Consider the following 20,427-nt stretch of genomic DNA (forward strand, 5'->3'; position numbering starts at 1 on the left):
GGCCTTTTTCTTTGCCTGACTTGGTGCTGCCATGCCTTATGAATGGATTTCCCCTCCAGAAAACACCACGGTTGAGCTGCACCTGTGGCCGCATCAATCGCTGACGGCTGAGGGCTATGTCGGAATCATAGGTCTGGCGATGGCGCTGATGACGGTGCCCTTGATCCCGATCCTGGGAACCGTGGTTTTATGGGGCATCCTGCCGTTTATGCTGATTGCGCTCTGGGGCCTGAAATGGGCCTTGGATCTGAACCGCAAACATGCGCAGATCCTTGAAGTTCTGATCCTGGACGAAACGGACGCCCGCTTGACGCGCTATGGCCCACGGGGCGAGGTGCAAGACTGGCAGTCAAACCGGCACTGGGTGCAGGTCCATATGCACATCTCAGATGGCCCCGTTCCACATTATGTCACCCTTCAGGGCGGTGGGCGCGAGGTTGAAATCGGCGCCTTCCTGTCCGAGGAAGAACGCCAAGCGCTATATTCTGAACTCTTCGCATTGCTGGCGATCAAATAAAAAAACCGCCGGTTGGGCGGTTTTTTTCATCGGGTCAGATCTCCGGGTTTAGCAATCCCCAGCCGTACAAAGCTGGTCCTTAACCAAGGGGCCGACTTTGCCAAAATCCATCTGGCCAGTGAACTTCGCCTTCAACGCGCCCATGACTTTGCCCATGTCGCGAATCGAAGCCGCGCCGGTTTCCGCAACGGCATCCCGGATGGCGCTGGTGATTTCTTCCTCATCCAGCTGCTTGGGCAGGAACTCTTGAATGACCGAGATTTCCGACAGTTCACGCTCTGCCAGATCCAGACGACCACCTTCCTCATAGGCGCGGGCGCTTTCGCTGCGCTGTTTGGTCATTTTCCCAAGAATGGCAAGGATTTCGCCATCGCCGATACCACCGTCGTCACCATCGACGCGCGCGGCGATTTCCCGGTCTTTGATCGCGGCATTGATCAGTCGCAGGGTTGCAAGACGCTCAGACGCTTTGTCTTTCATCGCCTGCTTCAATGCGTCATTCACCCGTTTTCGCGTGTCCATATCATTCTTCCGTAGCGCTGCGTTAGGAAGGCCGAGCATTACCTAAGTTCGCCCTCGCTGACAAGTTTAGCCTGTGCATCTCCGCCAATGGTTAATCAATGTGATGCGGAGGTTTGAATTTGCGGGCAGTTTTCGCTCGGTTGATTAACCCCACAGCTTGACCGGCCCGACGTCGCACCCTACAAGCCTGTGAATTTTACCCGCATGGAGAGTCGCGTTATGGCCATCACCGCCCCGTCCAAGCCCACTGCCTGTTTGGCGCTTGCCGATGGCACCGTCTTTTACGGAGCTGGTTTCGGCGCCACAGGCGAAACTGTTGCTGAGCTGTGCTTTAACACCGCGCTCACCGGGTACCAGGAAATCATGACCGACCCTTCTTATGCGGGCCAGATCGTGACCTTCACGTTTCCGCACATCGGCAATGTTGGGGTAACGCCGGAAGATGATGAAACCGGTGATCCCGTTGCCGCTGGTATGGTTGTGAAATGGGACCCGACACAATCATCGAACTGGCGGGCCACGGAAGAGCTGAAAACATGGCTGACCCGTACGGGCCGCATTGCCATTGGCGGCATCGATACCCGTCGCCTGACCCGCGCGATCCGCCAACAAGGCGCACCGCATGTGGCCTTGGCCCACAACCCGGATGGTGAATTTGATATCGAAGCGCTGGTCGCTAAAGCCCGCGCCTGGCCCGGCCTGGAGGGCATGGACCTGGCCAAGGACGTGACCTGCGCGCAATCCTACCGCTGGGATGAAATGCGGTGGGCCTGGCCCGAAGGGTATACCCGTCAGGAAGATCCGGTCCACAAAGTGGTCGCGCTGGACTTTGGCGCGAAACGCAACATCCTGCGCTGCCTGGCCTCTGCGGGTTGTGACGTAACCGTCTTGCCAGCCACCGCCACGGCCGAAGAGGTTCTGGCGCATAATCCCGATGGTGTCTTCCTGTCCAACGGCCCCGGTGATCCGGCAGCCACGGGCGAATATGCGGTGCCCATGATCCAGACCATTCTGAAGGACACGGATCTGCCGATGTTCGGCATTTGCCTGGGCCACCAAATGCTGGCGCTGGCACTTGGTGCCAAAACCATCAAAATGAACCACGGCCACCACGGTGCCAACCACCCGGTCAAAGAGAACGAAACCGGCAAGGTAGAGATCACCTCCATGAACCACGGGTTTGCGGTGGATGCACAATCCCTGCCCGATGGCGTGGAAGAGACCCATGTCTCATTGTTTGACGGCTCCAATTGCGGCATCCGAATTTCGGATCGCCCGGTGTTCTCGGTCCAGCAGCACCCCGAGGCAAGCCCGGGTCCACAAGACAGCTATTACTTGTTTGAACGCTTTGCTGACGCGATGGCCCAACGCAAAGCATCGTAAAGCTTCGTGAATTTCGAACGCCCGTCGCAAAAGCGGCGGGCGTTTCCTTTTGGGTTAAGGCATTTTTAACCAGAATCTCAACTCTACTTATACGGTATTCATCCACAGGATAACTGCCGCTATGGGTAAAGTGTGGACGTCCAATGTGGCACCACCCGCCGTGGTGCACCGACGCGCGGAAAGCCCTCTTTTGGGCAAGATTTTGTTGCGTCAAAAAGCTGTCAGCAATGACCGTTTGATGCGGGCATTGGTCTTGCAACAACACCAAAGAGCGCGGCTTGGACAGATCCTGGTCGCGGAAGGTTGGGCCTGTCGTTCCAATGTGTTGCAGGCTCTGGCGGACCAGCACAAATTGCCGACTGTCAGCCTCAAGGGGCGGCAGTTGAACCGACGCCTGTTAGCCCGACGTGCACCTACGTTCTGGCTGCTGCACACGGCTGTGCCTTGGATGCAATTTGGCGAGACTACAATCATTGCAATCGCCCATCCCGAGGAATGCAAAACGCTGGAACCAGAACTGCGCAAAAGTTTTCCACACGTCCGGTTTGTCCTGGCCGACGAAGAGGAGATCCGCTCCGCTATCGCAGCGCACTTTCGACAGGATCTGGCATACGCGGCCTCCAGCAGGCCCTCAAACCGGTTGAGCTGTCGCAGTTTGATGAGCCGAAACCTGCGTGTCACGCTGTGTATCATTCTTGCGTTACCCTGGGTCTGTCTGCTGGTGGCACCGACGCAGTCAATCGTTGGGATTACAGCGCTGGCCCTCCTGTGTCTTGCTCTGTTTATGTCGCTGAAACTGGTTGGCCTGGTGACGCATTTTCGCGGGCACTACCGCAATCCCCCCGCAGAACATGATACCAAAGCTGGGCTGCAGCGACTGCCAAGCATTTCGGTCATGGTGCCACTCTTTAAAGAAGCCGAAATCAGTCGCGACCTATTGCGCCGGTTGGGGCGGCTGTCTTATCCCCGAACCTTGCTGGAAGTGTTTTTGGTTCTGGAAGAAACCGATGAGGTCACACGGCAGGCCGTTTCCCGTGTTGAGCTGCCCCATTGGATCAAAGTGATCGAGGTCCCGCCAAACGGCGGACTACAGACCAAGCCGCGGGCGATGAACTACGCGCTGGACTTTTGCCGCGGAGACATCGTGGGCGTCTGGGACGCAGAAGACGCACCAGAGGGCGATCAATTGGAGAAAGTCGCCCGCAGCTTTGCCTGCGCAGATCCGCGTGTTGCCTGCTTTCAAGGAGTTTTGGATTACTACAACCCCACCGCCAACTGGTTGTCGCGGTGTTTCACGCTGGAATACTCCGGTTGGTTTCGCATCGTCCTGCCCGCTTTGTCGCGCCTGGGGCTGGTTCTGCCGCTGGGGGGCACCACCATGTTTGTCCGCCGTTCGGTCCTGCTGCAAATCGGCGGCTGGGATGCCCACAACGTGACAGAGGACGCCGATCTGGGTGTGCGCCTTTACCGCGCCGGGTATGAGACACGGATGCTGCCTTCAACAACATTTGAAGAAGCCAACTGCCGTCCCTGGCCCTGGATTAAACAACGCTCACGCTGGCTCAAAGGGTTTATGATCACCTATCTGGTTCACATGCGCCACATTGGCCCTTTGTATCGGGAGCTCGGCTGGTGGAAGCTTTTGGGGCTACAGGCTTTCTTTATCGGAACCATTGGGCAATTCCTTTTGGCGCCGGTGTTATGGACCTATTGGCTGTGGTGGTTCGGGCTGGGGCATCCGATCTCTTCTGCTGTGACATCGCAGATCCAGACCATCCTTGTTGGGTTCATGCTGTCCTGCGAGGCGCTGTCAATCCTATTGGGCGTCGCCGCAGCCTTTGCCTGCAAACGATGGCGACTTGCGCTCTGCGCTCCGACCTTATTGTTTTACTACCCACTGGGTACTATCGCGGCTTACAAGGCGCTTTATGAGTTGATCCTGAAGCCATTTTATTGGGACAAGACCGAACACGGGCTGCACAGCGATGTCCCCGCCGCGCCAAAACCCATGCATGGCGCAACGCCTGCTACCGTTGCTCCCGTTGGGTCGCGTCCTGCTTCAGACGGGTCACAAAAGCGACCGAGATATGTTCCTTGAGCGCTTGGTAGGCGGCCTCTTCATCCCGGCGCGCAATGGCATCGACGATCTTTTTGTGCTCGGCCTGCGCGATCCGGCCACGGCCCTGTGCGGACAGGGAGGTGTTTACCATCAACGCCATGGTCCGGTGGACTAGATCCAGCTGCTGCACCAGATACCGGTTATGTGAGGCAAGGTGAATTTGCTCATGAAACCGCCGGTTGGCCCGTGCAAGCTCGATCGGTTGGTCAACCAGTGCATCATCCGCAACAACCATATCGCGCAGCACTTTGACCTCTTCTTCGGTTGCATGTTTGGCAGCAAGCCGTGCTGCCAGCCCTTCCAGCTCGCTGCGCACTGCATAAAGCTCGGCCATTTGGTTGTGATCCAGCGACGCAACAATCAGCGATCGCCCATCGCGTTCTAACAAAGACTGAGTTTCCAACCGCTGCAACGCCTCGCGGATCGGTGTGCGGGACACCCCGAACTGCTCTGCCAGATCGCTTTCGACCAGCCTGTCGCCGGGTTTGTATACCCCGACATCAATGGCTTCGAGGATCAGAGCATAGGCGTCTTTGTTGTTACTGCGGTTCTGGTACATTGGGGTCCCTGTCAATCTGCATATTTATGTCTACACCGCATGTTTTTTGGTGCAACCCCCACAGGAACCCTGCGCCTTTTTCCCGCAGCAGCTGCATCTTATCGTTGCCTGGCGGGGGCGATCCTCCTATCGAAGACATATGATCAAACCCGCTTTCACTCATGTCCGCCATTGGGTCTTTGACCTCGACAACACGCTCTATCCGCCCAGCGCGCGGCTTTTTGACCAGATCGAGGTCAAGATGACCCGCTATGTGATGGATGTCCTTGGCGTGGATGCGGCGGAGGCGGACCATCTGCGCGGTCACTATTGGCGCGAACATGGCACCACGTTGGCCGGGTTGATGACCCATCACGACATCGACCCGGATCCGTATTTGGACGCGGTCCATGACATCTCGTTGGATCACCTCGAGGAAGACGCAGCCCTGGCCGACCATATCTCGGCCCTGCCGGGCAAACGCATTGTCTATACCAACGGCTCTGCCCCGTATGCAGAACGTGTTCTAAAGGCGCGAGGGCTGTCGGGACTGTTTGACGGGATCTATGGCGTGGAACATGCGCGGTATCGCCCCAAACCAGAACGGGCTGCATTTGAACATGTGTTCGAACAGGCGGGCATCACGCCCGAAAGTGCCGCCATGTTCGAGGACGATCCACGCAACCTGGCCGCGCCGCACGCAATGGGCATGCGCACCATCCATGTCGCGCCTACGGCGGCAGACGGTGACCATATCCACCATCACACCGATGATCTGACAGATTTCCTGAGCCGCCTGCGCTAAAGGCTCAGAATTTCCCGTTTGTGTTTTTCCATTCGGACTGCGGAACAACCCGTTCTGTTGTATCCCAGTGTTCGGCAATTTTTCCGTCCTTCAGGCGGAACAGATCATAAAACGCACTGTGAGCCCCTTCCTTGACGCCCTCTGACACCGTCAGCACAAAATTGCCCTGCGCCAGCACTCGGTGAAGGGTTTGATATTGGATATCTCCGGTCCCAAGAGCTGCCCTCAAAGACACAACGCCGTCCACCAAAAGCGGATTATGTTCGGCATAATCGGTCCATATGAACGCCTCCAGCCGCTCCACATCGCCGCCAATCAGAACCTCTGTCACAAAGGCGCGGGCCAGCATGCGATTGGCTTCTGTTTTCCCCAGATCTTGAACTTTTACGGATCCATCCACCATACTGCGTCCAGATCCATTGGGGCCAAGACGATCTTGGATATTGTCCCAATGCTCCACTGCCTGACCGTCTTCGAAGCGAAACACCTCAAAACAGATTTTGCGGCTGGAAAAATCATATTCCATCTGGGCAAAAACATAATCCCCATCCGCAAATCCTCGCACCATATTCACGCGCGGCTCAGTCTTGGCCAGACTTGCAAAAAGCGTCGCCAATCCTTCGCTTCCTTCATGGGTCTGGGGATTGTGCTGGATGTATTTCGCCTCATTCACCACCGCAATCGGGCCTGGGTCTCCGGTTTCAATGCTTTTGAGCAAGGCGCGGATCTGTTCGATACGGTCAGCGGTCATTGGCGTCTCCCCTTCGTCGCAAGCCCAAGTTATCAGCACATGCGCATCCTGTCTGCTGCTCTTGGTCACTATGCCGCACTGCGGCAAAAGGCGCATTTGGCCCACATCATCGCACTGCCTATATCAGCGAAATAATACAAAGCGGAGTTACAATATGGCGGCCTACGCACTTCCCGAAGATCTGTCCCCAACCGAACGTGTGATGTTCAAAGTTCCCTTTCTGGGGCGCATGGCCAAAGAGATCGCCTACGGTGACGCGCATAATATCTACTACGCGCTTGGCGCCTTTCTCAGCGCCTGGGCCTCGCTCGTGCTGCTGTTTGGCCTGCCGGGACTTTACCTGCCCGCCGTTGCCCTTGTCCCGGTTGTCTGGACCCTGTTGATCCTGGTCTCGCGCGGCTGACAGATCCGAGACGATTGACCACAGAGCTATTGTGTCGCCTGTACTTCCCCATTGCGAAACCCTATGTGAGGGCAAAGCACTGGAGGGCGGCATTATGGCAGAGAGCTGCGATATTTTCATCTCGGGCGGCGGCATTGCCGGGCTGACGGCGGCGGCCGCGTTTGGCAGCCTTGGCCTGCGGGTCATCTGCGTTGACCCCACCCCACCTGTTGTGGAACGCGATACCAAAGGGGCGGATCTGCGCACCACGGCTTTTTTGCAGCCCGCACAACAGCTGTTGTCTGAAATCGGCCTGTGGGAGCGGCTCGCCCCCCATGCGGCCCCTTTGCAGATCATGCGGATTGTGGATGCTGGTGGGGCCACACCAACACCACGCGTGGTGCGGGATTTCAACGCCGCCGACATCTCGGACCAGCCCTTTGGATGGAACCTGCCCAATTGGCTATTGCGACGCGAAATGATGGCGCAGCTGGCCGAACTGCCCAATGTCGATCTGCAAATGGGTGTTGGCGTCAAACCAAACGGCCTGTTCACCCGCTCCGACAGTGCGCGCGTGACCCTCACCAACAATACCACCGTGACGGCTAAGCTGGTCCTGGCCTGCGACGGCCGCAATTCACCAGTGCGCGAAGCCGCAGGCATTCCAGTGTCGACCACCCGTTATGGCCAAAAGGCCCTGGCCCTGGCCGTCAACCACGAAAAGCCACACGACAATATCTCAACCGAGGTGCATCGCTCAGGCGGGCCGTTCACGCTGGTGCCGCTGCCTGATCACAACGACATGCCCTCGTCTGCGCTGGTCTGGATGGAGCGCGGTCCTCGTGCGCAAGAGCTGTTCAATATGCCTGCCGAGCGTTTTGAAGCCGAGATGACCGAGCGCAGCGGCGGCATCTATGGCCCGTTGAAACTGGCATCCAACCGCACCATCTGGCCGATCATCAGCCAATCTGCGGCCCGGCTGAACGCCGAGCGCGTCGCGCTGATGGCCGAAGCCGCGCATGTGGTGCCCCCGATCGGAGCGCAAGGGCTGAACATGTCTTTGAGTGATTTGATTGCCCTGCGCGATCTGGTTCGGGACCGTCCCGAAGGTTTGGGTGATGCATCCATGTTGGCAGCCTATCACAAAGCGCGCCACCGCGAGATCATGATCCGCGTGCGTGGGATCGATCTGTTGAACCGCACCTCGATGCTGGCACCGCGCCCGTTGCGGGATCTGCGCGCTGCGGGTCTCAGCGCGCTTTATTCCCTGCCACCGGTCCGCAAGACGCTGATGCAGATGGGATTGGGGGTCCGCTGACCCCCAATCCTGCTTAGGGTCGACCAAAGAGCCTTTCAAAAAAGCCCGAACCCGCATGTTGGGCCGCCCGATCCAGTGGAACGGTGACGCTGGCCGAATACCCGGCGCTTGGATCACCCGACATCGCAGCCGTCTGCTGCGCAATTTCTGCCGTGCTGTTGTCGCGAAAGACCCCGTCGCGCTCCAGAGTGTTACGACCAAGGTTGGCGGTTCCGTTTGTGTAGACGTCAGAGCGGTCCCGATAAGTGGCAGCGCATTCCGCTTCGGGCAATGCAATCTGCGCGGTCAGTATCGACGCCTCTCCCGATACGGCTGCTTCTGGTGTCTCAAAAACTTCGAAATGAATATGCGGCCAACGCGACGGGTAACATCCCGGTACGATGGTTGTGAAATGCACTTTACCCGCCTCATCTGCAACACCCACGCCGCGCAGGAAATTCACCTCTGTATCATCATAAAGCGAGTACTGCCCGATCGCATCACAATGCCAGATATAGATCGCAGCCCCTGCCAAAGCTGTGCACCCATCAGCGTCGAGCAAGGTCATCTCCAGATCCATCTGAACGCCGTCCGCGCTCCCCTCATACCCGGCGAAACTGGAGCGAATGTCCCGGCGGATCACGCCGCTTTCGGTCAACACATTGACCACTTGACCAGATTTCCGGTTACTCCCATCACCGGGATAAGGTCCCGCAGTTTCCCAGGGCAATGCCACACAATCCGCAGCCAGCCCAGGTCCCGCAGCCATCATCCCAAGCCCAGCCAGAACCCCGCGCCGCCCGATCAGCCGTGGCAGATCATGGGCAAGTCCCAAATCATGCTCGTCTTTGTGTTCTGTCTTGTTGCTCATAACTGTTGCTCCTGACGGATCCTATTTTGATGGTTCCGTTATAACGCAGGCGTGCCGTTTTTCCGTCGCATCTTTTCAGATAAAAAACAGACCAGTTTACAACGGGCCGGGCCTGCGCTCTTCGGACAGCATCACATTTGCCTCGACATTCCCAACGCCGGGCAAGGTCATGATCCGCCGTCTCAGCACCCTTTCGAAATCCGCAATATCGCGCGCGGTCACCCGCAGGCGATAGTCATAAAGCCCCAGAACATGTTCAACCCGCTGCACCTCTGGAATCGCAGTTACCGCACGCTCAAAATCTTCCAGCGAAACGCGCCCTTTGGTGGCCAGTTTCACACCCAGAAAGACCGTAACGCCAAAACCCAGTTTTTCCTTATTCAGATCCAATCGCCGGCCGACCAGAACACCCTGATCCTGCAACCGCTTGATCCGCCGCCATGTGGCAGGCTGGCTCAGACCAAACTCGCGCCCCAAGGCCCTGGCGGATTGGGTTGCATCCTCTGACAGCGCGCGCAAAAGCTCCAGGTCGATCTCATCCAGCCGGTTCATATCGGCAGGCTCTCTTCGGCCTTGATCCGCGCCACATGCATCAGGGCCTCAATATCGGCGATATGGGGCAGAACCAGAATCTGGCTGCGGTAAATGCCCTGATAGTGCCCCATGTCCCGCGCAATCACCGTCAGGCGCACATCGACCTGCCCCAAAAAGGTTTGGATTTCCAGAACCTCCGGGATCAGGCGCGCAGCAGCGATAAATTCATCAAAGGCCTGCGGGTGGGTCTTGTCCAACGTCACCCGCAAAGAGACTTCAACCTCATACCCCAGCGCGCGCCAATCTATTTCCATGCGGACCCCTTGGATCACGCCGCTGTCGCGCAGCTTCTCGACCCGGCGCGACAGGCGCGACGGTGTAAGCCCCAACTGATCGGCAAGATCCGGCAGGGATTGGTCCGGTTCCGCCTGCATACGGCGAAGAATGCGTCGATCCAAGTCATCAAGCATGATTTTACCACTATACCAAACATTGGCGAATGATAAGTGCGAAATGAGCAGATATTTCGTGCAAAACCCCCTCGTCCTCGCGCACAGAATGCCTATGATCGCCTCAAATTCAACGTGAGGAGACGTGACATGCGCGTTTATTACGATCGCGATTGCGATGTGAACCTGATCAAAGACAAAAAAGTTGCCATTCTGGGCTATGGCTCGCAAGGCCACGCGCACGCGCTGAACCTGCGTGACTCCGGCGCGAAAAACCTTGTTGTTGCTCTGCGCGAAGGTTCGCCTTCTGCGAAGAAAGCCGAAGGTGAAGGCCTGCAAGTCATGGGTATCGCCGAAGCCGCAGCCTGGTGTGACGTAATCATGTTCACCATGCCCGACGAACTGCAGGCCGAAACCTACAAGAAATACGTCCACGACAACATCAAGCCGGGTTCTGCCATTGCATTTGCTCACGGCCTGAACGTGCACTTTGGCCTGATCGAGCCCAAAGAAGGCGTTGACGTGATCATGATGGCGCCCAAAGGCCCAGGTCACACCGTACGCGGCGAATACACCAAAGGCGGCGGCGTGCCTTGCCTCGTGGCTGTAGACACCGACGCAACCGGCAAAGCGCTGGAAATCGGCCTGTCTTACTGCTCTGCCATCGGTGGCGGCCGTTCCGGCATCATCGAAACCAACTTCCGTGAAGAGTGCGAAACCGACCTGTTCGGTGAACAAGCTGTTCTGTGTGGTGGCCTGGTTGAGCTGATCCGTTGCGGTTTCGAAACTCTGGTCGAAGCAGGCTACGCACCTGAGATGGCCTATTTCGAATGTCTACACGAAGTGAAGCTGATCGTGGACCTGATCTACGAAGGTGGCATCGCGAACATGGATTACTCCATCTCCAACACCGCTGAGTACGGCCAGTACGTCACCGGCCCGCGCATCCTGCCCTACGAGCAGACCAAAAAAGCGATGAAAGAAGTTCTGGAAGACATCCAGCAGGGCAAATTTGTCCGCGACTTCATGCTGGAAAACCAAGTTGGCCAGCCGTTCCTGAAAGCGTCGCGTCGTGCAAACGACGAGCACGCGATCGAGGAAACCGGTGCCAAACTGCGCGCCATGATGCCGTGGATTTCCGCTGGCAAAATGGTCGACAAAGAGAAGAACTAAATCAAACCAAGTTATGGTTTGAATTAGGAAAACATGAATTGACTCCGGCCCTGTGCCGGAGTCTTTTCGTCTTTAGGAATGCGATTGGAGGCAGGTATTTTATGGATGGGCTCGTCAATCTGGAAATCCGTGCCGCAGCAGCCAAAGACTACACGCAAATCCTCGAGTGGCACCGACAGACAAATGCGGAACACAAGGAACTGCGCCCAAGCGTTTTTGCGTCCGGAGCCGCATCCGATATTTCAGAGAAGAAACTGCGCAAGCTTTTCAGGCACCCCCTCGGAACGCGCAAAAAATGTGATGACATTCTAGTCGCATATGTTGAAGACACTTTGATTGGCTACATCTGGTGTAACATCGCGCGAAATCGCATGGGTCGGCCAGATTTGAGCCGATCTGCCTCTATCTATGATGTGTTTGTAGTAAAAGCGGCCCGCCGCAACGGAGTTGGCCGCAAACTGTTGCAAGCAGCACAGGAACACACACATGCTGTCGGCATCCCCAAAATGCACGCTATCGCTTGGGGCGGAAACACAGCCTCGCAAGCGCTTTTCGAAAACCAATGGAACGAAACCCTCCGTTTTTTTGAAGTAGAGCTTTCTGAACCTCCTGCAAAAAAGAAAAAAGATTGGCTCTTCACCATCGCATTGATATTTATTGCCGCATGGGGCGCTGCTGCGCTTTTGAGCCGAGGTTCATAGTGTGAACGCCGTTCCTATCCCACCCCGCTATTGGATCATGATCGCCACCTTGGGTTTTGTCTGGGGCGGTACGTTTCTTGTGGCTGAACTTGCGCTGCGCGGCATCACACCGTTCTGGCTGGCCGCCGGGCGGATTGGATTTGCAGCGCTACTCTTGACCGTCATCTGGGGCCTGCTCGGGTTTCGGCTGTTTGAAGAGCGCAGCAACTGGGTCTCGGTCTGTATCATCGCACTGTTCAGCACTGCGCTGCCTTTTGCCCTTCTCAGCTGGGGTTTGGTCTATGTAACCTCGGGCTTTGCAGGAGTTAGCATGGGCGCGATCCCCTTGATGATCCTGCCGCTGGCACATGTTTTTGTGGCAGGGGAACAGATGGGGCCGCGGCGCATTATCGGCACAGTGCTCGGTTTTCTGGGGATCCTGATCCTGATTGGAGGCAAAGCTTTCGACAGCAGCGGGTCAGATCTGGAATGGGCCGGGCGCGCGGCCTGTATCTTGGCGGCGGCCTGCTATGCCGGTTCCTCCATTTTAACACGCCGTCTGCCGCCTGTGGATTCCGTCGGGCTCGCCACCGTTCTGATGATCATCGGCGCGGTGGTCATCATTCCGCTGGCCTGGGTGGTGGAAGGACCCCTCCCCCCATTAAGCCAAGAAACCCTTTTCTGGGTCGCACTGCTGGGATTGGTTCCAACGGCAGGCGCAAACCTGCTGCGGGTTCTGGTCGTGCGCGGCGCAGGTCCGGTGTTCATGAGCCTCACGAACTATCAGGTCCCAATCTGGTCCGTGGTTCTGGGAGCCGTCATCCTGAGCGAGCCGCTTCCGGCTTCGCTCCTTCTGGCGCTGGCGCTCGTATTCTCCGGCCTTGTCTTGGGTCAATGGCAAGCATTGAAGCAGCTCTTTCACAAAATCTAACAGGACAATCTCTTGAAACTACTTCAGTTCAAGGGCTTTCTTGCACCCGAGCAAATCCACAAATGCAGTTTCGCCTGCGATACAGGACCGCATTGCAAAGCAAAGAAGGTAGACACCCTGGTAAGCGATCACTGATCGCAAGCGCGACATTCATCGTCTTGAGATCAATTAGGGGGTGGTTTATTGTGCAGCTTAACGCAGAAACGAAAGCGTTAGACTTGCACCCTTGTCTGCCGGTTCAATCACAAGGTTTCCGCCGTGTCGTTCTGCAACTGCTGCGGCGATGGCAAGACCAAGGCCGCTTCCTTGCGACGGCTCGACTTGCGAAAAACGTCCAAGTGCCAGTTCGCTTTCCTCAGGAGACAACCCTTTGCCGTCGTCTAATACGGTGATCAATGCCTTATTTCCCTCTTCCCGCAGGCGCACCACAATAGAGCTCAGCTTGGGGCCGCCGTGTTTCAGTGCATTGTCGATCATGTTCTTGATCGCTTCGGCAATGAACACTTGGTCGCCCGTCATCAAAATGGGATGGTCAGGAGAGACAAGTTCGAAATCTATATCGCGAGACAACACCACGGGCCCCACATCCGCCCCTATGGACCTGAGCAAGCCCGCCAGGTCGAATTGCGTTCGGTGACTTTCCGGCATGGGCTGTCGCAGCCGATCCATAGAAAGCAATTGCTCAGTCACGCGCGTCGATGAACGTGCCGCATCGACAAGATCTTCGATCCGTTGATGCTGGTCTGCAGGGGTTTGTGCGTCACGCAAGCTTTCGGCCATGGACAACACAGATGCAGCCGGATTGCGCAGCTGGTGCGCCGCATTGGAAATAAATACCTGCTGGGCGGTCATACTTTCTTGCACCTTTGCGAACAGGCGGTTTAGCGTTCGGACAATTCCCTGGGCTTCACGCGGAATTGGGCGTCGAATTTGGCTCAAGTCATCGGGCGAGCGGACTTCGATGGCCTGTTGAAGGTCAAGAAGAGGGCGCAGACCATGGGCAACCCCAAACCACACCACCAAAGCGAGCGTCAGGAGCAATCCGATGATCAGCCCTGCGGCACGAAAAGCGAGTTGTGTCGCAAACCTGCTGCGCTCGGACAGCCTTTGCCAGACCGTCACTGTGGCATTTCCGGAAACGCCTTCGCTTGTCACACGTTCCACAACTTTGAGTACCCGCACTGCTTCACCGCGATACTCGGCCTGGAAGTAATGCGGTGTATAAAGATCAATGTCTGAAATAGACCCGTGAGGCGGATAGGCATAACCGGTCACGTAGATACCACTTGGTCCGGTCGCATGATAAAACACCTCACCACCAGCCGCATCGTGGATCAATGTGCTTGTTGAGGGAAGCAGTGCATCTCCGCCCGAAATCGCCACATCCCGAGAGATCGCCAATGCCGCAGACAGCAGAGAGCGATCAAAAAACTTCTCAGCTGTGTTCTGCGCCACAGAAACACGCCAGTACCCCAGCACCAACCCCATCAGCATAAGTGGCACGAGAATGAGAACAAAAAGGCGCAGGCGCAGAGAAAACACCTTCGTCACGACTTAACCACCTCAAGCATGTAGCCAAGGCCACGGGCTGTTTTAATTGTGACACCATGGTCGGCAAGTCGTCGTCGCAAGCGGGACACCAAAGGTTCGACCGCAGTATCGTCCACCTCGGCGCCCACCCCATAGACATAATCTGTCAGGACGGGCTTTGACACAATCCGGCTCCGCCGTTCTAGCAGACATTCAAACACCGCCAACTCCTTGCGCGGGATGTCCAAGTGGGTTCCGTTGGCGACCACCTGACGGGCGGTGCGATCAAAGGACAGGTCACCAATAGTCTCGACCGCGCCAAATTCGAGATTTCGGCGACGTGACAAGGCCCGAATACGTGCTTCAAGCTCGTCCATTTCGAAAGGCTTCACCAAATAGTCATCCGCACCAAGGTCAAGCCCGGCTACGCGGTCACTGATTTCGGTGCGGGCTGTCAGAAGGATCACGGGCGCATTATCCCCACGCGAGCGTAGATCGCGCAGAACGTCAAGCCCGGACTGACCCGGAAGATTGATATCCAGCACAATCAGGTCGGCGCCTTCTCGGGTTAGGAAGATATCCGCTTCTTTGCCGTCGTGCAGCACATCCGCCGCATGGCCACGGTCCCGCAAGCGATAGGAAATCGCCTTGGCCAGTGGTTCATTATCTTCGACGATGACTATTCGCATGTCTGGGTCCGCAAGGTTCACGCAAGGTTGGCTCCTTATGTTCGTTGGATCGAATGGGGAATCAACCCCAAGAATTTATGGACATGTGCGCTGGCTCGGAGGATGCCGTTGTGCTTGTCTGGTCGATAGGGAGGATCCGATGACCAAATTCAACTTTGCACGACGTGCAATCATGGGCCTGATTGTGGCCGCAGGCGTTGCAGCACCGGCAGCAGCCGAGGTGGATTTTACAGGTAAAACTGTAGAATGGGTTATTCCCTTCTCGGAAACAGGCGGCTCTGCCAAATGGGCCAACTTCTTTGGGCCACTGCTGTCCGAAGCTTTGCCAGGTCAGCCGACAGTGGTTGTGAAATTCATGCCCGGCGCGGGCTCGACCAAAGGGGCCAACTGGTTCCAGAAACAAAAATACGAAGATGGGACGTTGTTGTTCGGGACCTCTGGTTCAACTCAATTTCCCTATCTTCTGGGTGACCCGCGTGTACGCTACGAATACAGCGATTGGGAACCCGTTATGGCCTCGGGCACCGGCGGCGTAGCCTATTTGAATGCTGAGGACGGTGCTAAGTTCGATGGTTCGGCTAACGCGTTAAAAGACACTGACTTCATCTATGGCTCGCAAGGTGCCACGCGCCTTGACCTTGTGCCTCTGCTGGCCTGGAAAATGCTGGGAATGAATGTTGAACCTGTATTTGGGATCAAAGGGCGCGGCGATGGTCGTTTGATGTTTGAGCGCGGCGAAGCCAACATCGACTACCAGACGTCATCCGGCTATTTGGGCGGATCAACCGCGTTGGTTGAGGATGGAAAAGCGGTTCCTATGATGACCTGGGGTGCGCTGGACGACTACGGCAATATCGTGCGTGATCCGACATTCCCTGATATTCCCACCTTCAAGGAAGTCTGCGAAGCCACCGATGGGTGCGAAACTTCGGGCGACGCATGGGAGGCATGGAAAGCCTTCTTTGTTGCAGGTTTCCCGGTTCAGAAACTCGCCTTCTTGCCAGCTGGAACACCGCAGGACGTGATCAACACTTATGCCAAGGCCTTCCAAGATGTTGTCGCGCGCGCTGACTTTGGCGAAATCTCGTCAAAACGGGTCGGCAAATACACGGTTTTCACTGGGGTTGGCGCTCAGGAAGCGCTTGGCACAGCCACCCGCGTGTCTGACAGCGCTAAATCCTATGTCACCAAATGGCTTCAAGAATCATACGGTGTGTCGCTGAACTAAGCGCCCACCTCAGCGCGTGGCCCTCCTGAGGCTGCGCGCAACTCCCCCCTACATCTATTTAGAAAGAAAGGCGGCTCCTATGGAGGTCTTCGCCACCGCACTTCCTGCGCTTGGAGAAGCGTGGGCTCTGATCTTGCAACCTGTCGTTCTGGGATATCTGGTCCTGGGAGTCGTGATGGGGCTGGCCGTTGGGGTATTTCCCGGCTTGGGCGGCATTGCCGGTTTGTCCCTTCTGTTGCCATTCATGTTTGGCATGGATCCGGTGCTGGGTCTGGCGCTGATGATTGGCATGGTGGCCGTGGTGCCGACTTCGGACACATTCGCGTCGGTCCTGATGGGTATTCCTGGATCCTCCGCATCGCAGGCCACGGTTCTGGACGGGTTCCCGATGGCCAAAAACGGTCAAGCCGCACGGGCTTTGTCTGCCGCTTTTACCTCGTCACTGTTCGGTGGGCTTGTGGGCGCGACCTTCCTGACGATCTTTATTCTGGTCGCCCGCCCCATTGTGTTGGCTTTCGGCCTGCCCGAGATGTTGATGATCACGGTTCTTGGCCTGTCGATGGTCGCCATCCTTGCGGGGCGTTTTGCCTTGAAGGGTCTGGCCGCTGCCGGGCTGGGAATGATGATCGGCACGATTGGAGAGGCCGACGCCGGTGGCTCGTTGCGCATGGCGAGCTATGATATTCCTTATCTTACCGACGGTCTGAAGCTGGTCATCGTGGGTCTTGGGGTCTTTGCGATCCCGGAAATTATATCACTACTGCGTCAGGATCGTTCCATTGCCAAAGGCGCCTCGCTTGGTGCGGGCTGGATGGACGGTGTTCGTGACTGGATGGCCAACAAGTGGCTGTCAGTGCGCTGTTCAATCATCGGTGTGGTCGTTGGGATCATCCCAGGCCTTGGCGGATCGGTTGTCGACTGGATTGCCTATGGTCACTCTGTTCAAACCACCAAGGACAAGTCGAATTTCGGCAAAGGAGAAGTGCGTGGTGTGATCGGGCCCGAAAGCTCGAACAACGCAAAAGAGGGTGGCGGTTTGGTTCCGACCCTCCTGTTCGGGATCCCCGGTTCGGGCTCGATGGCGATTTTCATCGGGGCCATTGCCCTGTTGGGTTCGGGCGACATCGAAGTCGGCCCAGCGATGCTGAAAAACAACCTGGACATCACCTATTCGATCGTCTGGTTGCTGGCGCTGGCCAATGTTGTGGGCACGGTTCTGTGTATCGCGGCGTCTGGTGGTATCGCCAAGCTAACGACGATCCGTTTCACCTATCTGGCGCCGTTCCTGTTTATGTTGATCAGCTTTGCCGCTTTCCAGTCGGGACAAAACTTTGAAGACCTGCTGGCGTTGTTTGCCATTGGTCTGATCGGCATTTTCCTGCGCCGCTTTGATTGGTCCCGCCCGGCTTTCCTGATCGGTTTTGTACTGTCCAATCCGGTCGAAAAGTTTTCGAACCAAGCGTTCCAGATCGCGTCTTTCCGGTTCCGCAAAAGCTTTGAAGAGGGGATCGACTACGTGTTCTCTCCAATCGTGATCGTGCTGATCATCATTACGGTTTTGTCTGTCGTGCTTGGCCTGCGACAGGCCAAGGCGATCATGGCGGAAGGCCAGGTCCAATCCGGTTCAAAACGTGCGCCGCTGATCTTCTTGTTGGTCATTGCCGCCTATCTGATCGTCGCTCTGATCAACGCCAACATGATCCCGGACTACAATCTGACCGACAAGATCATCCCGTTGGTTGTCGGAGGCTTCTCCTTGGTCTGCTGCCTGATCCTTCTGGTGCAGATGATGCGCCGCCCCGAAGGCGACGGCATTTTTGCCGACAAAGAATTTGCAGGCGAGGACGCGGATGCGCCCTTTGGGCTGTGGTCCACGCTGGCGTGGTTTGCCGGCTTAATTGCGGCCACGTGGTTTGTCGGCTTCATTCTAGCGTTGATCGGTTTTCTGATCGCCTTCCTGCGTGTGCGGGCTGGGGCTGGCTGGAGCAAAACCCTGATCCTGACTGTATGCGGAATCGGTTTCATGTGCCTGATGGCGGGCGCGCTCAACCGCGACTTCCCTCCGGGATTGCTGCAAGGGGCAGTTGACCTGCCATGGCCGCTGAAATGACCCAGACAGGTATTCCATACATCCACATGCGTGGCGGCACGTCAAAGGGTCCTTATTTCCGGCGAGAAGATCTGCCGGAAGATCTGGACACCCTGTCCCAGGTCCTGATCTCGGCAGTAGGGTCGGGCCATGCGCTGAACATCGACGGAATCGGTGGCGGAGCCGCCGTGACCACCAAAGTTGCCATGCTATCGAAAAGCACCGATGACTGGGCTGACGTGGACTATTTTTTTGCTCAGGTCTCGGTCGAGGATCAACTGGTAGACTATAAACCCACGTGCGGAAACATCTTGTCCGGTGTTGGTCCGGCGGCCATTGAAATGGGGCTAATAACCCCCGCCCAAGACGTGACTGAAGTTCGAATTCATGCCGTCAACACGGGTGCCCGCGTGGTGGCCAAGATTCAAACACCCGGAGGTCGGCTGACCTATGAGGGCGACACTGAAATTGCAGGAAGCCCCGGAACCTCGGCGCCGATCCAGTTGAGTTTTATGGGTGTTGTCGGAGCCGCAACAGGGAAATTCCTGCCCACGGGCAACCTGCGCGACACCTTCGACGGGATTGATGTGACCTGCATGGATGTCGCGATGCCAATCGTCATTGCACGCGCCGAAGACTTTGGTCTGACGGGCTATGAGAGCGCCGAAGACCTGGACGCCAATACCGATTTCTTCGCCCGTTTTGAGGCCATCCGGATTAAAGCAGGTGAGCGGATGGGCATGGGAGACGTGTCGAAATCGGTCACCCCGAAATTTGGCCTCCTGGCACCTGCAAAAGACGGTGGTAGCATCGCAGTCCGTTACTTTATGCCGTGGAAAACACACCCTACAATGGCGGTGACTGGCGCACAATGTCTGGCGTCCTGTGCCCTGACCCCCGGCACCGTCTCAGATGGGTTGATCGCGCGCCCCAACGAAAACCCCGCCGAACTGGTGTTGGAACATGCCTCTGGTACGATCGAAGTACTGGTCGATTTTTCGAACGAGAACGGCTTTTCGCTGAACTCTGCCGGGCTGGTGCGCACGGCGCGAAAACTGGCCGACGGCAAAGTTTATGTGCCGACCAGCGTCTGGCCGGGACAAGGAGAGAGACCATGAGCGTTCACAATATTCTTGTTGCCTTCAACGGGTCAGACAGCGCAGTGTCAGCGTTAAATTACGCGGTGTCACTCGCCAAGGGCGGTGCGCATATCACGGCGCTACTGGCGCATTCAAGACACGAGACCATCGACGGCAACGCAGCCTGGGTTCCCGAAAAGGCGCGCAAGATTATTGCGCAGGCCAATGCCGACATCCTGTCGGGCATAAAAGCACGTTTCGAAGATTTGCGCCCACAGCTCGGCCTTGGCGACCGGATGCATTTCGAACAAGTGTCCGGACGTGTGGATGCGGTTCTGTCGGAAACGGCCCGGAACTATGATTTGCTGGTTGTTGGAAACGACGTCGCGGACGACGTGGATGAACATGTTACAATCCATCCGGATCGCATCGCCCTGATGAGCGGTCGCCCCGTGCTTATTGTGCCAAAAGGCTTTGATGCGGACGCAAGACACGCCCACGCCGCGTTGGTATGGGACGGCAGCCGTGCATCAGCCCGTGCCTTGTCCGACAGCCTTGGTTTGTTGGAGGACCAAGGACGGGTGACCGTTCTGACGGTCGGCGACGAACAAACCCCGCGCCCTATCCAAGACGTAATGACCCATCTTGCACGCCACAATGTTCAAGCCACCCACAAAGCCATCCCCGCCGAGCCCGGCATCGCACGGGCAATTATCACTTATTGCCGCGAGGCTGATCCGTGCCTTCTTGTGATGGGGGTATATGAACATTCGAAATTCCGCGAAGATTTCCTTGGCGGTGTTACGGCACGTGTGTTGCGCGATGCGCCGATCCCCGTTTTGCTCTCTCACTAAAGGACC

At 56.8% G+C, this 20,427-nt stretch carries 21 protein-coding genes; 13 read left to right on the top strand and 8 right to left on the bottom strand.

The annotated features are described in order from the left end of the window. Positions 1 to 31: 31 nt before the first annotated feature. On the top strand, positions 32 to 517 hold the full coding sequence (locus tag GFB49_RS06050) for a DUF2244 domain-containing protein (RefSeq protein ID WP_153214935.1): 486 nt from the start codon (positions 32 to 34) through the stop codon (positions 515 to 517). 48 nt (positions 518 to 565) lie between these two features. On the opposite strand, the gene GFB49_RS06055 is transcribed toward GFB49_RS06050, so the two are convergent. After that, a complete protein-coding gene (locus tag GFB49_RS06055; RefSeq protein ID WP_153214936.1) occupies positions 566 to 1,039 on the bottom strand; it encodes a GatB/YqeY domain-containing protein in 474 nt (157 codons plus the stop codon). 219 nt (positions 1,040 to 1,258) lie between these two features. Here GFB49_RS06055 and carA point away from each other — a divergent pair, with 219 nt between their 5' ends. Beyond that, entirely contained in the window at positions 1,259 to 2,422 is a 1,164-nt protein-coding gene (gene carA, locus GFB49_RS06060) for a glutamine-hydrolyzing carbamoyl-phosphate synthase small subunit (RefSeq protein WP_153214937.1), read from the top strand. Between the two features lie 121 nt (positions 2,423 to 2,543). After that, positions 2,544 to 4,520, top strand: coding sequence for a glycosyltransferase (locus GFB49_RS06065; RefSeq protein ID WP_246149627.1), 1,977 nt, complete (start codon positions 2,544 to 2,546; stop codon positions 4,518 to 4,520). On the opposite strand, the gene GFB49_RS06070 is transcribed toward GFB49_RS06065, so the two are convergent. Then, positions 4,450 to 5,100 (bottom strand): GntR family transcriptional regulator, encoded by a 651-nt coding sequence (locus GFB49_RS06070; protein WP_153214938.1) that lies wholly within the window; start codon positions 5,098 to 5,100, stop codon positions 4,450 to 4,452. The two genes, GFB49_RS06065 and GFB49_RS06070, sit on opposite strands and share 71 nt — an antisense overlap. 139 nt (positions 5,101 to 5,239) lie before the next feature. Between GFB49_RS06070 and GFB49_RS06075 the strand changes: the two genes are divergently transcribed. Then, entirely contained in the window at positions 5,240 to 5,884 is a 645-nt protein-coding gene (locus GFB49_RS06075) for a pyrimidine 5'-nucleotidase (protein ID WP_153214939.1), read from the top strand. A 4-nt stretch (positions 5,885 to 5,888) separates the two neighbouring features. Here GFB49_RS06075 and GFB49_RS06080 read toward each other — a convergent pair whose 3' ends face one another. Further along, positions 5,889 to 6,635: a nuclear transport factor 2 family protein gene (locus GFB49_RS06080; RefSeq protein ID WP_153214940.1), complete on the bottom strand. Its 747-nt coding sequence runs from the start codon at positions 6,633 to 6,635 to the stop codon at positions 5,889 to 5,891. Between the two features lie 154 nt (positions 6,636 to 6,789). Between GFB49_RS06080 and GFB49_RS06085 the strand changes: the two genes are divergently transcribed. Further along, on the top strand, positions 6,790 to 7,038 hold the full coding sequence (locus GFB49_RS06085; protein ID WP_153214941.1) for a hypothetical protein: 249 nt from the start codon (positions 6,790 to 6,792) through the stop codon (positions 7,036 to 7,038). A 94-nt stretch (positions 7,039 to 7,132) separates the two neighbouring features. After that, positions 7,133 to 8,335: a UbiH/UbiF family hydroxylase gene (locus GFB49_RS06090; protein ID WP_153215002.1), complete on the top strand. Its 1,203-nt coding sequence runs from the start codon at positions 7,133 to 7,135 to the stop codon at positions 8,333 to 8,335. A 13-nt stretch (positions 8,336 to 8,348) separates the two neighbouring features. On the opposite strand, the gene GFB49_RS06095 is transcribed toward GFB49_RS06090, so the two are convergent. The 3 genes from GFB49_RS06095 to GFB49_RS06105 all read right to left on the bottom strand — a co-directional run bounded on the left by GFB49_RS06095 (position 8,349) and on the right by GFB49_RS06105 (position 10,189). Beyond that, a complete protein-coding gene (locus GFB49_RS06095; RefSeq protein WP_153214942.1) occupies positions 8,349 to 9,185 on the bottom strand; it encodes a dioxygenase family protein in 837 nt (278 codons plus the stop codon). A gap of 96 nt (positions 9,186 to 9,281) precedes the next feature. Continuing rightward, on the bottom strand, positions 9,282 to 9,737 hold the full coding sequence (locus GFB49_RS06100) for an Lrp/AsnC family transcriptional regulator (RefSeq protein ID WP_153214943.1): 456 nt from the start codon (positions 9,735 to 9,737) through the stop codon (positions 9,282 to 9,284). Beyond that, a complete protein-coding gene (locus GFB49_RS06105; protein ID WP_153214944.1) occupies positions 9,734 to 10,189 on the bottom strand; it encodes an Lrp/AsnC family transcriptional regulator in 456 nt (151 codons plus the stop codon). The genes GFB49_RS06100 and GFB49_RS06105 overlap by 4 nt, the downstream gene beginning before the upstream one ends. A 129-nt stretch (positions 10,190 to 10,318) precedes the next feature. Here GFB49_RS06105 and ilvC point away from each other — a divergent pair, with 129 nt between their 5' ends. The 3 genes from ilvC to GFB49_RS06120 all read left to right on the top strand — a co-directional run bounded on the left by ilvC (position 10,319) and on the right by GFB49_RS06120 (position 12,952). Next, positions 10,319 to 11,341 (top strand): ketol-acid reductoisomerase, encoded by a 1,023-nt coding sequence (ilvC, locus tag GFB49_RS06110; protein WP_153214945.1) that lies wholly within the window; start codon positions 10,319 to 10,321, stop codon positions 11,339 to 11,341. 101 nt (positions 11,342 to 11,442) lie between these two features. Beyond that, positions 11,443 to 12,042, top strand: a complete 600-nt coding sequence (locus tag GFB49_RS06115) for a GNAT family N-acetyltransferase (protein ID WP_153214946.1) — start codon at positions 11,443 to 11,445, stop codon at positions 12,040 to 12,042. Between the two features lie 37 nt (positions 12,043 to 12,079). After that, positions 12,080 to 12,952 (top strand): DMT family transporter, encoded by an 873-nt coding sequence (locus tag GFB49_RS06120; RefSeq protein WP_153215003.1) that lies wholly within the window; start codon positions 12,080 to 12,082, stop codon positions 12,950 to 12,952. Positions 12,953 to 13,144: 192 nt separating this feature from the next. Here GFB49_RS06120 and GFB49_RS06125 read toward each other — a convergent pair whose 3' ends face one another. Then, complete coding sequence (locus GFB49_RS06125; protein ID WP_343032486.1) at positions 13,145 to 14,503, bottom strand: sensor histidine kinase; 1,359 nt, start codon at positions 14,501 to 14,503, stop codon at positions 13,145 to 13,147. Beyond that, a complete protein-coding gene (locus tag GFB49_RS06130; protein ID WP_153214947.1) occupies positions 14,500 to 15,171 on the bottom strand; it encodes a response regulator transcription factor in 672 nt (223 codons plus the stop codon). The genes GFB49_RS06125 and GFB49_RS06130 overlap by 4 nt, the downstream gene beginning before the upstream one ends. Positions 15,172 to 15,310: 139 nt before the next feature. On the opposite strand from GFB49_RS06130, the gene GFB49_RS06135 reads away from it, so the two are divergent. The 4 genes from GFB49_RS06135 to GFB49_RS06150 all read left to right on the top strand — a co-directional run bounded on the left by GFB49_RS06135 (position 15,311) and on the right by GFB49_RS06150 (position 20,421). Next, positions 15,311 to 16,399, top strand: coding sequence for a type 2 periplasmic-binding domain-containing protein (locus tag GFB49_RS06135; protein ID WP_194269275.1), 1,089 nt, complete (start codon positions 15,311 to 15,313; stop codon positions 16,397 to 16,399). 79 nt (positions 16,400 to 16,478) lie between these two features. Continuing rightward, positions 16,479 to 18,509: a tripartite tricarboxylate transporter permease gene (locus GFB49_RS06140; RefSeq protein ID WP_153214948.1), complete on the top strand. Its 2,031-nt coding sequence runs from the start codon at positions 16,479 to 16,481 to the stop codon at positions 18,507 to 18,509. Beyond that, entirely contained in the window at positions 18,506 to 19,606 is a 1,101-nt protein-coding gene (locus GFB49_RS06145) for a 4-oxalomesaconate tautomerase (protein ID WP_153215006.1), read from the top strand. Before GFB49_RS06140 ends, GFB49_RS06145 begins: the two co-directional genes overlap by 4 nt. Further along, positions 19,603 to 20,421 (top strand): universal stress protein, encoded by an 819-nt coding sequence (locus GFB49_RS06150; protein ID WP_153214949.1) that lies wholly within the window; start codon positions 19,603 to 19,605, stop codon positions 20,419 to 20,421. Before GFB49_RS06145 ends, GFB49_RS06150 begins: the two co-directional genes overlap by 4 nt. The last annotated feature ends 6 nt before the right edge of the window (positions 20,422 to 20,427 follow it).

This window comes from Tritonibacter litoralis (assembly GCF_009496005.1).
Taxonomy (GTDB): domain Bacteria; phylum Pseudomonadota; class Alphaproteobacteria; order Rhodobacterales; family Rhodobacteraceae; genus Epibacterium; species Epibacterium litoralis.